Annotated in this window: 12 protein-coding genes; 7 read left to right on the top strand and 5 right to left on the bottom strand. The window is 69.8% G+C overall.

All coding sequences use genetic code 11. The features are described from left to right. Positions 1-33: 33 nt before the first annotated feature. The 4 genes from AVL48_RS18270 (at position 34) to AVL48_RS18255 (ending at position 5,149) form a co-directional block, all read left to right on the top strand. On the top strand, positions 34-930 hold the full coding sequence (locus AVL48_RS18270; protein WP_061983923.1) for an RNA polymerase sigma-70 factor: 897 nt from the start codon (positions 34-36) through the stop codon (positions 928-930). Between the two features lie 221 nt (positions 931-1,151). Continuing rightward, entirely contained in the window at positions 1,152-1,997 is an 846-nt protein-coding gene (locus tag AVL48_RS18265) for a PspA/IM30 family protein (RefSeq protein ID WP_061983925.1), read from the top strand. A 75-nt stretch (positions 1,998-2,072) separates the two neighbouring features. Beyond that, on the top strand, positions 2,073-3,080 hold the full coding sequence (gene pspM / locus AVL48_RS18260) for a phage shock envelope stress response protein PspM (RefSeq protein ID WP_061983927.1): 1,008 nt from the start codon (positions 2,073-2,075) through the stop codon (positions 3,078-3,080). A 431-nt stretch (positions 3,081-3,511) separates the two neighbouring features. Next, positions 3,512-5,149 (top strand): amidase family protein, encoded by a 1,638-nt coding sequence (locus AVL48_RS18255; RefSeq protein ID WP_061983931.1) that lies wholly within the window; start codon positions 3,512-3,514, stop codon positions 5,147-5,149. On the opposite strand, the gene AVL48_RS18250 is transcribed toward AVL48_RS18255, so the two are convergent. The 5 genes from AVL48_RS18250 to AVL48_RS18230 all read right to left on the bottom strand — a co-directional run bounded on the left by AVL48_RS18250 (position 5,109) and on the right by AVL48_RS18230 (position 9,966). Then, positions 5,109-6,158 (bottom strand): quinone-dependent dihydroorotate dehydrogenase, encoded by a 1,050-nt coding sequence (locus AVL48_RS18250; RefSeq protein ID WP_061983933.1) that lies wholly within the window; start codon positions 6,156-6,158, stop codon positions 5,109-5,111. The two genes, AVL48_RS18255 and AVL48_RS18250, sit on opposite strands and share 41 nt — an antisense overlap. 23 nt (positions 6,159-6,181) lie before the next feature. Next, positions 6,182-6,742, bottom strand: a complete 561-nt coding sequence (locus AVL48_RS18245; RefSeq protein WP_061983935.1) for a GNAT family N-acetyltransferase — start codon at positions 6,740-6,742, stop codon at positions 6,182-6,184. 373 nt (positions 6,743-7,115) lie between these two features. Further along, on the bottom strand, positions 7,116-8,165 hold the full coding sequence (add, locus tag AVL48_RS18240; protein WP_061983938.1) for an adenosine deaminase: 1,050 nt from the start codon (positions 8,163-8,165) through the stop codon (positions 7,116-7,118). A gap of 128 nt (positions 8,166-8,293) precedes the next feature. Beyond that, positions 8,294-9,097: a DNA-formamidopyrimidine glycosylase family protein gene (locus AVL48_RS18235; protein WP_061983940.1), complete on the bottom strand. Its 804-nt coding sequence runs from the start codon at positions 9,095-9,097 to the stop codon at positions 8,294-8,296. A gap of 5 nt (positions 9,098-9,102) precedes the next feature. Then, on the bottom strand, positions 9,103-9,966 hold the full coding sequence (locus AVL48_RS18230) for a ParA family protein (protein ID WP_061983942.1): 864 nt from the start codon (positions 9,964-9,966) through the stop codon (positions 9,103-9,105). A gap of 111 nt (positions 9,967-10,077) precedes the next feature. Between AVL48_RS18230 and AVL48_RS18225 the strand changes: the two genes are divergently transcribed. The 3 genes from AVL48_RS18225 (at position 10,078) to AVL48_RS18215 (ending at position 12,960) form a co-directional block, all read left to right on the top strand. Beyond that, positions 10,078-10,812 carry a methyltransferase domain-containing protein gene (locus tag AVL48_RS18225; protein WP_061983944.1) on the top strand — a complete coding sequence of 245 codons (735 nt, stop codon included), beginning with the start codon at positions 10,078-10,080 and terminating at the stop codon, positions 10,810-10,812. 316 nt (positions 10,813-11,128) lie between these two features. After that, positions 11,129-12,346: a DNA polymerase IV gene (gene dinB / locus AVL48_RS18220; protein ID WP_061983946.1), complete on the top strand. Its 1,218-nt coding sequence runs from the start codon at positions 11,129-11,131 to the stop codon at positions 12,344-12,346. 197 nt (positions 12,347-12,543) lie between these two features. After that, the gene (locus AVL48_RS18215) at positions 12,544-12,960 is read left to right on the top strand and encodes a DUF3040 domain-containing protein (RefSeq protein WP_061983947.1); all 417 of its coding nucleotides are present in this window, start codon (positions 12,544-12,546) and stop codon (positions 12,958-12,960) included. The last annotated feature ends 21 nt before the right edge of the window (positions 12,961-12,981 follow it).

Raw genomic sequence — 12,981 nt, 5'->3', positions numbered from 1 at the left:
GAGGACACCGGCAAGAGGGAGCAGGAGCCAGTCATGACCGACGAGCGCGGACCGGATCTCGCCACCGAGGCGTTCGTGGCCCACCGCAATCTGCTGTTCACCATCGCCTACGAGATGCTCGGTTCGGCCGCCGACGCGGAGGACGTCCTTCAGGAGACCTGGCTGCGCTGGGCGGGCGTCGACGTCGGCACCGTGGAGAACCCGCGGGCCTACCTGGTGCGCGTCACGACCCGGCAGGCACTCGGCAGGCTGCGCACACTCGGCCGCCGAAAAGAGTCCTACGTCGGCCCCTGGCTGCCCGAACCACTGCTCACCACGCCCGATGTCGCCGAAGACGTCGAACTGGCCGACAGCGTCTCGATGGCGATGCTGCTGGTGCTGGAAACCCTGACGCCGACCGAACGCGCGGTCTTCGTACTGCGTGAGGTGTTCGACGTGGCCTACGCCGAAATCGCCGAAGCCGTCGGCAAGACCCCGGCCGCGGTGCACCAGATCGCCCACCGGGCCCGGGCCCATGTCGCCGCGCGACGGCCGCGCGCCGCCCCTTCCCCGGCCGAGACCCGGGAGGCGTTCGAGGCCTTCCAGCGTGCGGTCCGGACGGGCGACCTGCAAGGACTGCTCGACGTCCTCGCTCCCGATGTCGTCTTCCTCGGCGACGGCGGCGGGGTGGCGCAGGCCGTGCTGACCCCTGTCGTGGGTGCCGAACGGGTCGCCTCGCTGCTGGCCGCGAGCGCTCTGGTCAAGGCCGAGGCGGCGACACTGCGCCCGGCGCAGGTCAACGGCCATCCCGCGCTGATCCTGCGCCGCGACGGCGAGGTGGACACCGTCGTGACGATGCGTTTCGACGACAGTCTCATCACCGGGCTCTACGTCGTGCGCAACCCCGAGAAGTTGTCACGCATGGAACAGGCGACGGCTTTGCGGCACTGAACCCGCCCGTTTTCACCCACGGTCACCGCCGGGTGAACCCGAAAGGTCGTGGACATCACAGTCAGGGGTATCCCTGAATTCCGTCGGGGTCACCTGGAACGCGGGACGACGACCTGACACGATGGAACTCAACGCCGGGGTCGGGACGTTGCAACATCACAAGAGGGGACGCCCCACCTCGAGGTAACAGCCCGTGGGATGCGAGAAGGCAGGCGGAGGAGATGGCCAACCCGTTCGTGAAGTTCTGGAAGTACATGATGGCGGCGTTCTCGTCGAAGATCGACGAGCACGCCGACCCGAAGGTACAGATCCAGCAGGCCATCGAGGAGGCGCAGCGCAATCACCAGGCGCTGACCCAGCAGGCCGCCTCGGTGATCGGTAACCAGCGTCAACTGGAGATGAAGCTGAACCGCCAGCTCGGCGACGTGGAGAAGCTCCAGGCTTCGACCCGCCAGGCGCTGGTGCTCGCCGACGAGGCGCGCGCCAAGGGCGACGAGCAGAAGGCGACCGAGTTCGAGAACGCGGCGGAGAGTTTCGCCGCGCAGCTCGTCACCGCCGAGCAGAACATCGAGGACCTGAAGACCCTGCACGACCAGTCGCTTCAGGCTGCGGAGCAGGCGAAGAAGGCCGTCGAGCGCAACGCGACCATGTTGCAGCAGAAGCTGGCCGAGCGCACCAAGCTGCTTTCGCAGCTGGAGCAGGCGAAGATGCAGGAGCAGGTCTCCGCTTCGCTGAACCAGATGAGCCAGCTGGCCGCGCCGGGCAACACCCCGTCGCTGGAAGACGTTCGCGACAAGATCGAGAAGCGGTACACCACCGCGCTCGGCTCTGCCGAACTCGCCCAGAACTCCGTGCAGGGCCGGATGATGGAAGTCCAGGCCTCGACGACGCAGCTCGCGGGGCACTCGCGGTTGGAGCAGATCCGCGCTTCCATGAAGGGTGACTCCGTCGCGCAGGTGACCGACGGCAAGACCGCGGCCGCCGCGCCGAAGGCGTCGAGCGGTGCGGACATCCAGCGTGAGATCCAGGCACGGGTTCAGGCCGAACAGGGCAAGAACCCCGCCTGACACACCACCTAGAGCCGGTTCCGCGTCCCCGCGGGGACGCGGAACCGGACTCACCGAAGACAGGGGCGAGGGCAAATGGGGCAGGGCAGGCGCAAGGACTTCGGGGAGTTCACCGCCAAGCTTGAGAAGCACATCGAGAAGCTGCCCGACTACGCCCAGCGCGCGCAGGAGAAACTGCAGCGCTACATCCCGCCCGCCGAGCAGGGCTCCCGGCCGTCCACGCCGGCGGCCGCCCGGCCCCCGCAGCCGGCTCAGCCACCGCGGAGCAGGCCGCCGATGCCGCCGATGCCCGCCATGCCCAAGATTTCGCAGCAGTTGACGTCACTGGCGGCGGGCCAGATCCCGGTCGTCGCCGACGCGAAGGCCAAATGGGCCCGCTGGAACGAACCGGCCGCCAAACTGGAGCGACGCAAGCGCCGGACCTCGCGCGCGATGACCTTCTGGCTGCTCCTCACCATCCTTTGTGGACTGTTCGTCGTCGTCGCGGGCACCGGTCTGCTGAAGAACGGACAGGCCGACGTTCTCCAGGCCATCGCGGGTAGCGCGTTCACCATCGTCTTCGGCACTTTCGGCGTCCGGTCGGGACTGCGCCTGCGCGCGCTCAACCGCACCGTGCTGCCCGCCGCACCCGCCGCTCCGCCGCCGCTGCCCCCGGCGCGTTCCGTCGCGCGGGAACCGATGGAGCGCCTCGTCGAGAGCGAGGCTTCGCTGGCGGAGCTGCTTCGCCAGCTTTCGCAGCCGACGTCGCTCGGCACCATGCCGGTCTCGGAAATCGCCGTGGCGGACGCCCGGGCCACCGCCGCGGAGGCCGCGCAAGCCCTCCGTGGGCTGGCGAGCCGGATCCAGGCCATCGAACGCGGCCGGGACGCCGCGCCCGAGCGGGAACGGGGCGCCCTCGACGCCGCCATCAAGCAGCTGCGCGAGCAGCTCGACGACGGCCTCGACGGCTACGGCGGTCTCGTCGCCGCCGCCGGGCACACCGTCGCCGCGAGCTCGGACGGCATGACATCGTCCAAGGAGTCGCTCTCCGACGCGACCGACAAGCTCGCCGGACTGGCGATGGCGCTGCGCGAACTTTCCTGACGTACGGAGGCCCGTTCGGTCCAGGTGGTCGTGAGTGGCGATTCGCCTTTCCCAGTACATGATGGCCCCCTTCCTTGAGCCCAGCGCAAGGAAGGGGGCCATCATGTACTGCACGCCAGCCACTCGCGACCGTGCCGGAAGCGCCGCGGGGTTCCGTGAGCAGGCGCTTTCCTGGACAATCGTCTCATTCGTCGTCGCTAATACTCCATTGCGTAACGACTCGCTCACTGTGTGATACCGAAACGCTCGCGTAACCCAAATCCGCTGGTGGCGGAAACGCGTGATGCTTAACGTTTCTCTCATGCACGCAGTGCTTTTCCCAGCTCGGGCCTGAACCCAGCCCGCGTGAGCGGGCGTCCCAGGGTGGCGGACCGGACACAGTGGATCTCGCGCAGTGGTCTTTCTCGTCCCCATCGAGGAAAGGACGCCCAGTGACGACGCTACCCCCGGAACCAGAGCCGATCCCGACCCCGCCTCCCAGCTCCTATCAGCGCGTCAAAGCGGCCTACGACCGGATCACCGAGGTCGACCGGCCCGACGTCTGGATCACCCTCCGCCCCCTGGAGGACGCCCTCGTGGAGGCGAAGGCGGTGGATGAACGCCTCCGCGCCGGCGCGGATCTCCCGCTCGCCGGAACCCTGCTGGCGGTCGCCGACGTCATCGACGTCGCCGGTCTTCCCACCGCGGGGGAGGACGTCTGCTGTGTCGGCGCCACCTCGGTCTCCCGGCTGACCGCCGCCGGAGCGGTGGTCCTCGGCAAGACCAACTGCGACCGCTTCGGCAGCGATCTCGAAAATACGCACAGCCCGTACGGCGCGGTGAGCGCCGCGCTGAACACCGCCCGGGTCTCCGGGAGCGCGAGCAGTGGCGCGGCCGTGGCGGTGGCACTCGGTCTGGTCGATCTGGCGGTCGGCACGGACACCGCGGGGGCGGGCCGGATCCCCGCCTCGCTGAACGGGATCGTCGGGATGAAGCCGACACTGGGCCTGGTGCCCAAGACCGGCGTCGTCGCGCCCTGTGCGGGCGTGGCCTTGTTCGCGCGCAGCCTGACACTGGGGCAGCGCGCGCTGAGTCTGATGACCGGCGCGGACGGGATCGACCCACTGGCGCGAGACTGGCCGTCCGACGTCCGGCTCGGCGCGGGAGACCGGCCCCGGGTCGCGATCCCGGGCTCCGGAACGCTCACCGGCCTGTCGCTGCGATCCCGGTCCGCCTTCCTCGGCGCGGTTTCGGCGCTGCGCGCGTCCGGCGCCGTCGTGGAGACGGTGGAGGTGTCGGCATTGCTGTCGGTGGGGGAACTGATCCGCGACGAGGGCTTCACCGCCGACAGGCAGCGGGTCGCCGAGGCCGGGATGCTCGCGCTCCGGATGCTGTCGGAGTACGACGCCCTGGTCCTGCCGACGGTCGCGGACCATCCTGAGATCGCCGAGGCACTGGCCGATCCGGACGGGGTCGCCCAGCGGCTGGAGCGGTTCACGGCGTTCGTCAACCTGCTCGACCTCGCCGCGGTCACGGTGCCGTCGTCGCCGTCGGATCTCGGCCCGTACGGGGTGTCGGTGGTGGTGCGGCCGTTCGACGACCAGGTCGCCATCGACCTCGCCGCCGTCCTCACCGACGAACAGGCCGATTTCCCTTATCCCGCACCGGGTGCGGATCTCGTGGTGTTCGGCGCGCAGCTGCGCGGGCAGCCGCTGAACGAGCAGCTGGTCGCGGCGGGGGCCCGGTTCTCCGGGCCGGTCAAGACCGCCGAGGGCTATCGGATGCTGTTGCTGCCGACCGAACCGCCGCAGCCTGGTGTCGTACCGGTGAGCGCCGCGGGCGAGCACACGATGCTGTCGGGGGAGCGCTGGCGGCTCTCGCCCGCCGCACTCGGCGCGTTCGCCGCCGCGCTGCCCGCGCCGTTCGTCCTCGGCCGGATCCGGCTGGAGAACGGGGACACGCCGCTGGCCGTCCTTTGTGACCAGACGGCCGCGGCGACGGCGACGGAGCTCACGCGGTACCAGTGCTGGCGGGCCTACCTGCGGTTCGTCAGCACGGCCGGGCCGCGAGACCTCGGGCGACCCGCTTGACCAGGCCGGGGCCGTGCAGGGCGAAACCGCTGTAGAGCTGGACGAGACCGGCGCCGGCGTCGAGCATCCGGGCGGCGGCGCCGGCGTCGAAGATGCCGCCGACGCCGATGATCGGCAGCTCGCCGCCGGTTTCGTCGTGCACGAACCGCACCACCTCGACCGCGCGTGCGGTGAGCGGGCGGCCGGAAAGCCCGCCCGCCTGCTCGCCGATGGCGGCCTCGGTCGGCGCGATGCCATCGCGGGACAGGGTCGTGTTGGTCGCGATCAGCCCGGCGACACCGTGTTCGAGGCAGACCTCCAGCAGTTCCGCGAGTGCTTCGTCGGTGAGGTCGGGGGCGACCTTCACCAGCACCGGTGTCGGCGCGGCGTCGCCCGCGAGCGTGGCCGAGGTCTTCCGGAGTTCGGCGAGCAGTTCGGCCAGCGCCGTCTTGTCCTGCAGCGCCCGCAGCCCCGGCGTATTGGGCGAACTGACGTTGATCGCGAAGTAGTCGGCGTACGGGTACAGCGCCCGCAGCGAGAACCGGTAGTCCTCGACGGCCTCGTCGAGCGGGGTCACCTTGGACTTGCCGATGCTGACGCCGAGCGGCACCAGCGGCTTCCCGCCCGCGGCGAGGCGGGCGGCGAGCGCTTCCGCGCCTTCGTTGTTGAAGCCCATCCGGTTGATCACCGCGTCGGTTTCGGCGAGGGTGAACAGCCGCGGTTTGTCGTTGCCCGGCTGCGGATGCCGGGTGACCGTGCCGACCTCGACGAAACCGAAGCCGAGCGACGGCCAGGCGTGCAGCGCGCGGCCGTTCTTGTCCATCCCGGCGGCGAGGCCGACGCGGTTCGGGAAGCGGAGCCCGAGGAAGGTGACCGGATCGTCCGTCCGGTAGACGCGGCCGAGCGCGGCGAGCGCGGGGGAGACCCGGCTCAGCCTGGCGAGGCTGCCGATGGTGCGTTCGTGCACGGTTTCGGGGTCACCGCCGGAGACCCGGTAGAGCGCGGGGCGGACGATCTTGTCGAAGAGCACGGCCCCATCATGCCTGGTGGCCGCTAGCGGCTCGCCTTCCACTCGTCTTCGAGCATCGCGAAGACGAGTTCGTCACACCACTCGCCCTTGACGATCTCGTTCTCCCGCAGATGCGCCTCCTTCCGCATGCCGAGGCGTTCCATCAGCGCGGCGGAAGCGGTGTTGCGGCCGTCACAGCGGCCGATGATCCGGTGCAGCCCGAGGTCTTCGAAGCCGAGCCGGAGCAGTTCGACGGCGGCCTCCGCGGCGAGCCCCTTGCCGTGGTGATCGGGATGGAACACGAAACCGATCTCACCCCGCCGGTGCTCGCTGCTGAGGTATTCGAGGTTCAGATCGCCGATCAGCTGCCCGGTCTCGGTCAGCTCCACGGCCACGGCCAGGAACTGGCCTTCCTTCGCCAGGGTGCTGCTGTGGACGCGTTTCGCGAGCGCCGCGGCGGATTCTGCCCGGCTGCGCGGGCCCCAGTACAGATAGCGGGCGACGTCGGCGCGGGACTGGAAGGAACTGAGTCCGTCGAGATCGTCCGGAGTGAAGGCACGGAGGGTAAGGCGCGGGGTGGTGATCGGGAAATCGGGCCTCAACATGGCGTCAGGCTAGCGAAGTCCGCGGGGTTCCTGGGGCGGAACAGCGGCGGACGGTCCTCCAGATCGACGGGTGGTCCCTCCGGGTGCGCAAAAGGGCCATCCCGGACATGAGGGTACCCCCGAGATGGCTCCCGGACGCCGGAATCGGCGGCCGGGCCCGAGCCGGACCGGTGCTCGGGAATCTCGGGGGCCCGGTGACTGCCTGGTATTCGCTATCAGGCACCACGCGAAGCAGACGACGAGCCGAAGGTGGCTCCAACTTGCGTTGTATCTGCTCAAAAGTCCTACGCGTGCGGTCCGCTAGCGGACAGTCACCTCACGAGTCCTGTTGGAATACAACTTTGGACCACCTCCTCTCTCGTGTACTGCCACGCTAGGCGAGGTGTTCGGTGTCCTGCAACAAGATTTCTTTGATCTCGGTCACCAGTGCCGCCTTCGACGCCGGTTCCAGGAACGACGCGTGCACGGCGTTCTCCGCCAACCTGGCGATTTCGGACGCGGTGAGGCCGAGGGTTTCGGCGACGGCCAGGTACTCGCCGTCGAGCGTGGCGCCGAACATCGGCGGGTCGTCGGTGTTGAGCGTGACCACCACGCCGTGGTCGAGCAGGCGGCGGATCGGATGCGCCGCAATCGACGGGAACTGTCCCGTCCGGACATTCGACGTGGGGCAGACTTCCAGCGGAATGCCTTGTGCCGCAAGGTATTCCATGAGGGCCGGAGCGGTGTACGCGCCGACACCGTGGCCGATCCGCTCGGCGCCGAGATCGTGCACCGCCGACCAGACGGTGGCGGGTCCGGTGGTCTCGCCCGCGTGCGGGACGCTGTGCAGGCCTGCCTCCCGGGCCCGCGTGAAGAAGGGTGCGAACTGCGCGCGGCCGACGCCGACCTCCGGTCCGCCGAGCCCGAACGACACCAGTCCTTCGGGCCGTTCGCGGAGCGCGAACACGACCGTCTCGCGCCCGGCGACGACGCCTTTCTCGCCGGGGATGTCGAAGCACCAGGCCAGTTCCACCCCGTGTTCCGCCTTCGCCGCGGCTCGCCCGGTGGCGAGGCCGGTGAGGAGATCGTCCCCGGTCATGCCGTCGAGAAGGTGGTTGTACGGCGTCACGGTCACTTCGGCGTAGCGCGCGTTCTGCGCGGCCAGATCGGCGGCCAGCCCGGTGACGAGGGTGTGGATGTCGCGGGTGTCGCGCACCAGCGACGTCACCGCCAGGTAGTTGCGGAGGAAATGCGGGAAATCACGGAAGGTGAAGAACTCGGCGAGCGCTTCGGGCGCTGTCGGCACCCCGGCGGACGGGCGGCGCCGGGCCAGTTCCAGCACCGTGGGCAGGCTCGCCGAACCGACGAGGTGGACGTGGAGTTCGACCTTGGGCAAGGCGTGCACGAACGCGCGCAGCGCCTCGCCCGTCAGGAATCCGGACATGACGAAAGCTCCCCGAAAAAGTGGGCGAAGGGTGACGTGTGCGTGGAGCGGTCGGCTCAGGGAGCGAGGTCGCCGCGTTCGGTGTCGGCCCCGTAGAGCGGGAGCTTGAACAGCGTCACGAGGCCAGCTTAGCCGCCGGGAACCGGCCCTGACTGGCATTTCGGACAGAACCAGGTCGGTCTCGCCTGGTGGCCGGTGCCCTGTGCGGCGACCCGGAGCCGTCCGCCACAGCGGAAACAGCCCTGCTTGGTCCGCTCGTAGACCCAGTGCTCACGGCCGCGCCGCTGGTCACCGGTGGTGGTCTGCGAGGTGTGCCAGGCGTTCGCCTTCAGCAGTTTGCGGCCGAGCGCGACGGCTTTCGCGGGATCCACGTCGGAAACCGGGGTCCACGGTGTGACGCCGAGCAGGAAGCACATCTCGACCTTGTACATGTTCCCGATCCCGGCCATGATCCGCTGATCCAGCAGGGCGTCACCCAGTTCGCGGTCCGGGTCCGCGGCCAGCGCGGCGGCCGCCCGTTCCGCGAGTTCGTCCGTCCATTGCGGATCGAGCAGATCCGGCCCGAGATGGCCGACCAGGCGGTCTTCTTCGCCGGTGGGCACGAGTTCGAGGTCGTGCACGCGGAACCCGATCGCCTGGACGTCTTCGGTCACCAGGATGGCGCGCGCGTGATGGGCCGGATGGCGCCAGCGAGCGCCCGCCGGATAGACCGCCCATTTGCCGTCCATGCGCAGGTGGCTGTGCAGGGTGAGGTCGCCGGAGAAACGCGTCAGCAGGTGCTTGCCGACCGTGCCGACGCCGAGTACCTCCCGCCCGGCGAGATCCGCCGTGGCCAGTCGAGGGACCCGGAACTCGCCTTTCCGCAGGGTCTTCCCGGCCAGTGCCTTGTCGAGGACCTTGCCGGCGAGGAAGACGGTGTCGCCTTCGGGCATCGGCGCTAACCCGTACCGGTGTCGCTCAGCTTGGCGGGCTCTTCTGCGGGCTCCGGCTCGTCGCCGCGGACGCGATGACGTCCGGCGCGGTTCGAGCGGAGGACCTTCGCCAGCACCATGTTGAAGGTGAGCGCGATCTCCTGGGCGCCGGGGGAGTGCCACTCGTGGATCGGGCTGCACGCGCCCTGGGCCTGCTGCACCGCGAGCCGGTCCGGGATCGCCGTCGGCATCACGAGCGGCCCGAAGTTCTCCCGGAGTTCGGCCACCCGGAACTGGTGTTCGTAGGAGCGCACGCGGAGCTTGTTGACCACGACGCCGATCGGCCGCAGCCCCGGGTTCTGCTCCTCGCGGATCTTCTCGATCGCTTCGAGCGCGCGGCGGGCGCCGGAGACGGCGTACATCGTCGGCTCGGTGACGATCAGGGCGCTGTCCGCGGCCACCAGCGCCGAGCGGGTCAGCCTGCCGAGCGACGGCGGGCAGTCGAGGATCACCAGCTCGTAGGGTTCCTCGCGCAACGGGTTGGTGTGCAGCTCGTCGAGCGCGCGGGACAGGTTCTCCAGACGGCGGCTGTCGGCGTCGGGCTCGTTGAGCATCTCCAGCTCTTCGGCGCCGACGAGGACGTCGATCCGGTCGCTCCACACGCTGGGCGCGATCGCGCGTTCGAGCACCGGACGCGTCGGTGTCTCGAGGACGTCGGCCAGCGTGCGGTCGGTGAGGGGCGGATCCAGCGAGGTGGTGGCGTTGCCCTGCGGGTCGAGGTCGGCCACGAGGGTCCGCGCGCCCCGGCGCAGGGCGGCGGACGCGACACCGAGGGCGACCGTCGTTTTACCGACGCCACCCTTCAGGCTGAGTACAGCGACCGTGTGCACTCGATACAGCCTACGGGCCTTCGGCGGGGTGGCTCCCCGGCAAGGTGTCGAACACCGCATCGGACTACACAGGTAAGGCCTGCCGGAAGGCGGGCATTACCCTGTGCGCTTATGAAGACGGACACCGTGGCCACGCGGGGATCGGGCGCGGTCCGCCGGGTTCTCGAAGCAGAACTCAAGGCCGCCCGGGCGCGAGGCGCGCACCAGCCGAACGTCGTCGACGTCGGCGGCGGCAGCGGCGGCTGGGCGGTGCCGCTGGCTTCGGCGGGCTGCCTGGTGACCGTCGTCGAGCCGAACCCCAACGCGCTGGCGACCCTGCGCCGCCGCGCCGAGGAGGAGGGCGTCTCCGGCAGCATCACGGTGATCGCCGACGACTCCGACGCGCTCGGCGACCACGTCGCGGCCGGATCGGCCGACCTGGTGCTCGCGCACGGCCTGCTCGAGGTCGTCGACGACCCCGAGCTTGTGCTCGCCGCGCTGGCCGCCGCGGTCAAACCCGGCGGCGCGGTCTCGGTGCTGGTGGCGAACCGTCACGCCGCGATCCTGCAGCGCGCGCTGGCCGGACGGCTCGGCGAGGCACGGGAGCTGCTCGCGTCCGGAAGCGGCGTGCTGGGTGGCGGCCGGGAGACCGTGCTGCGACGCTTCGACGCCGAGGCGCTGCGGGCGCAGCTCGTCGCGGTGGGACTCGAGGTGACCTCCCTGCAGGGCGACGGTGTCGTGGCGGACTTCGTGCCGGGCGGAGTGCGGGAAGAGGACCTGGCGGAGTTCGAGCTGGCGGCCGCGTCGGTGTCTCCGCTGCGGGACATCTCCAGCCGGCTGCACCTCCTCGCCCGCCGCCCGGCCTGAGCCGCGTCCGGACACGCCATGAAAGGTCCTTTCCTGGCAAATTTCGCCAGGAAAGAGCCTTTCCTAGCACGCTGGACGCGGAACTGTCGGTGCCTCCGGCTAACGTGCCCGCAAGGTCGCCGGAGGGCGCCCCGCGCCCGACGGCGACTTCACCGTCGCGCGCCTCTTTCGGGCCGAAGGCCCCCGGAAACGTTTTGGCAGGGCGCTTGCATGGTCACCGCAGCGGATATCGACAACGTGCGCCCTGCCGGGGCGTTTCCGGTAGCGCGCGACAAATAGACACACCGTGGGGAGAAACGCTGAGCTGCCCGGCGGGATGGCCCGCTACCGGGTGACGACCGGGGCCACCAGTTGGCCCGACGACACCGGTTGCGGCCTGCTGCACGTCGACATGGACGCCTTCTTCGTGTCCTGTGAGCTGCGTACGCGGCCCGAACTGGCCGACAAGCCGGTGGTGGTCTCGGGTGGCGGTCCGAGGTCGGTCGTGGCGGCCGCGAGTTACGCGGCGCGTGAGTTCGGCGTCCGGTCGGCCATGCCGTTCTCGACCGCGAAGCGGCTCTGTCCACAGCTGATCTGCATCACCCCGACACCCGGGCTCTACGGCGAAGTGTCGAAGGGTGTCATGGGGGTCTTCCGCGAGCTGACGCCGCTGGTGGAGCCGCTGAGCCTGGACGAGGCCTTCCTCGACGTCAGCGGGGCGCTCAGACGGCTGGACTCCTCACCCGCGCGGCTCGGTGCCTGGATCCGGGAGCGGGTGGCCGCCGACTTCGGGATCAGCTGCTCGGTCGGTGTCGCGAAGGTCAAGTTCGTCGCGAAGCTCGCGTCCGGGATGGCGAAACCGGACGGCATGGTCGTCGTCCCGGCGGCCGAGACGCTCGCGTTCCTGCGTCCGCTGCCCGTGTCGGCACTGTGGGGTGTCGGGAAGCGCACCGAGGAGCAGTTGCGGCAGCAGGGTCTCGACACGATCGCCGATGTCGCCGCGGCGCCGCTGCCCCGGCTGCGGCGCTCGCTCGGGCGGGCGCTGGGAGACCATCTGTACGCGCTGGCGAACGGGCACGACGACCGTGAGGTCGTGCCGGAGACACCCGACAAGTCGATCGGTGCCGAAGTGACCTTCGACGTCGATCTCCACGACCGCTCGGCACTCGGCCTGGAACTGCTCCGGCTGTCGGAACGCGTCGCCGCCACCTTGCGCCGCCGGGGGCTGCGCGGGCGGACGGTGTCGATCAAGGTCCGGTTCGCGGATTTCAAGACGATCACCCGGGCCAGGACAACCGCCGTCGGAGTGGATGTGGCCCGCGACATCCACCGCACCGCCGTCGAACTCCTCACCGAGCACGCGCCGACGGGCGCAGTCCGCCTGATCGGCGTAAGAGTCGAGGGGTTGCACACGGAGAGTGATGGAGAGCAGCTGGTTTTCGCAGCACCGGAACCCCGTTGGCGGGACGCGGAAGTGGCCGCCGACGTCGCGAGGTCGAAGTTCGGCGCCGCCGCGGTGCGGCCCGCGTCCCTGCTGACCCCCCGTGACCAGTGACATCGGCCGCTCGACCGTCTTCGAGAGAGCCGAGTCGGGTGGTTTCGGCCAATTCGATCCCTTCTGGATACGGGATCGGGTAGTCGGACGAGCGCGGGGCTCGTATCCTGGACAGAGACACCCCGCCTGGGGTTGTCTGTTGGGTCCATGACGTTGCGCGGCCCGGCGCCCGCGACAGCTGTGCCGGAGGAGGAAAGATGCCACTCTCCGAGCATGAGCAGCGGCTGCTCGATCAGATCGAGCGCGAGCTCTATGCCGAGGACCCCAAGTTCGCATCCACGGTGCGAGGCACCCGGTTGCGCCGCCCCGCCCGCCGACGGCGTATCCAGGGCGTTGCCCTGTTCGTAGTGGGCGTCGCACTGTTGGTGCTCGGCGTGGTGGTCAACATCCGGGTAGCCGAGATCCCAGTGATCAGCGTGCTCGGGTTCCTCGTGATGTTCTTCGGAGTCATGATGGCCGTCACATCGATTCGGCACGGAGCCGAAACGGAAGGCGGTAAGGACAGCGGTGGCCCGGGCGCCGGCGGAGGTGGCGGCGGAAAGTCGTCCCCGCGCCGAAGCTCGTTCACCCAGCGCATGGAAGAGCGCTTCCGCCAGCGCTTCGAGGAGCAATAGCTCTCACACACGCGAACATGC

The sequence above is a fragment of the Amycolatopsis regifaucium genome, from assembly GCF_001613935.1.
Classification (GTDB): Bacteria; Actinomycetota; Actinomycetes; order Mycobacteriales; family Pseudonocardiaceae; genus Amycolatopsis; species Amycolatopsis regifaucium.
Note: the sequence above shows the minus strand (reverse complement) of the source record. Positions and strands in the feature narration are given on the sequence as shown.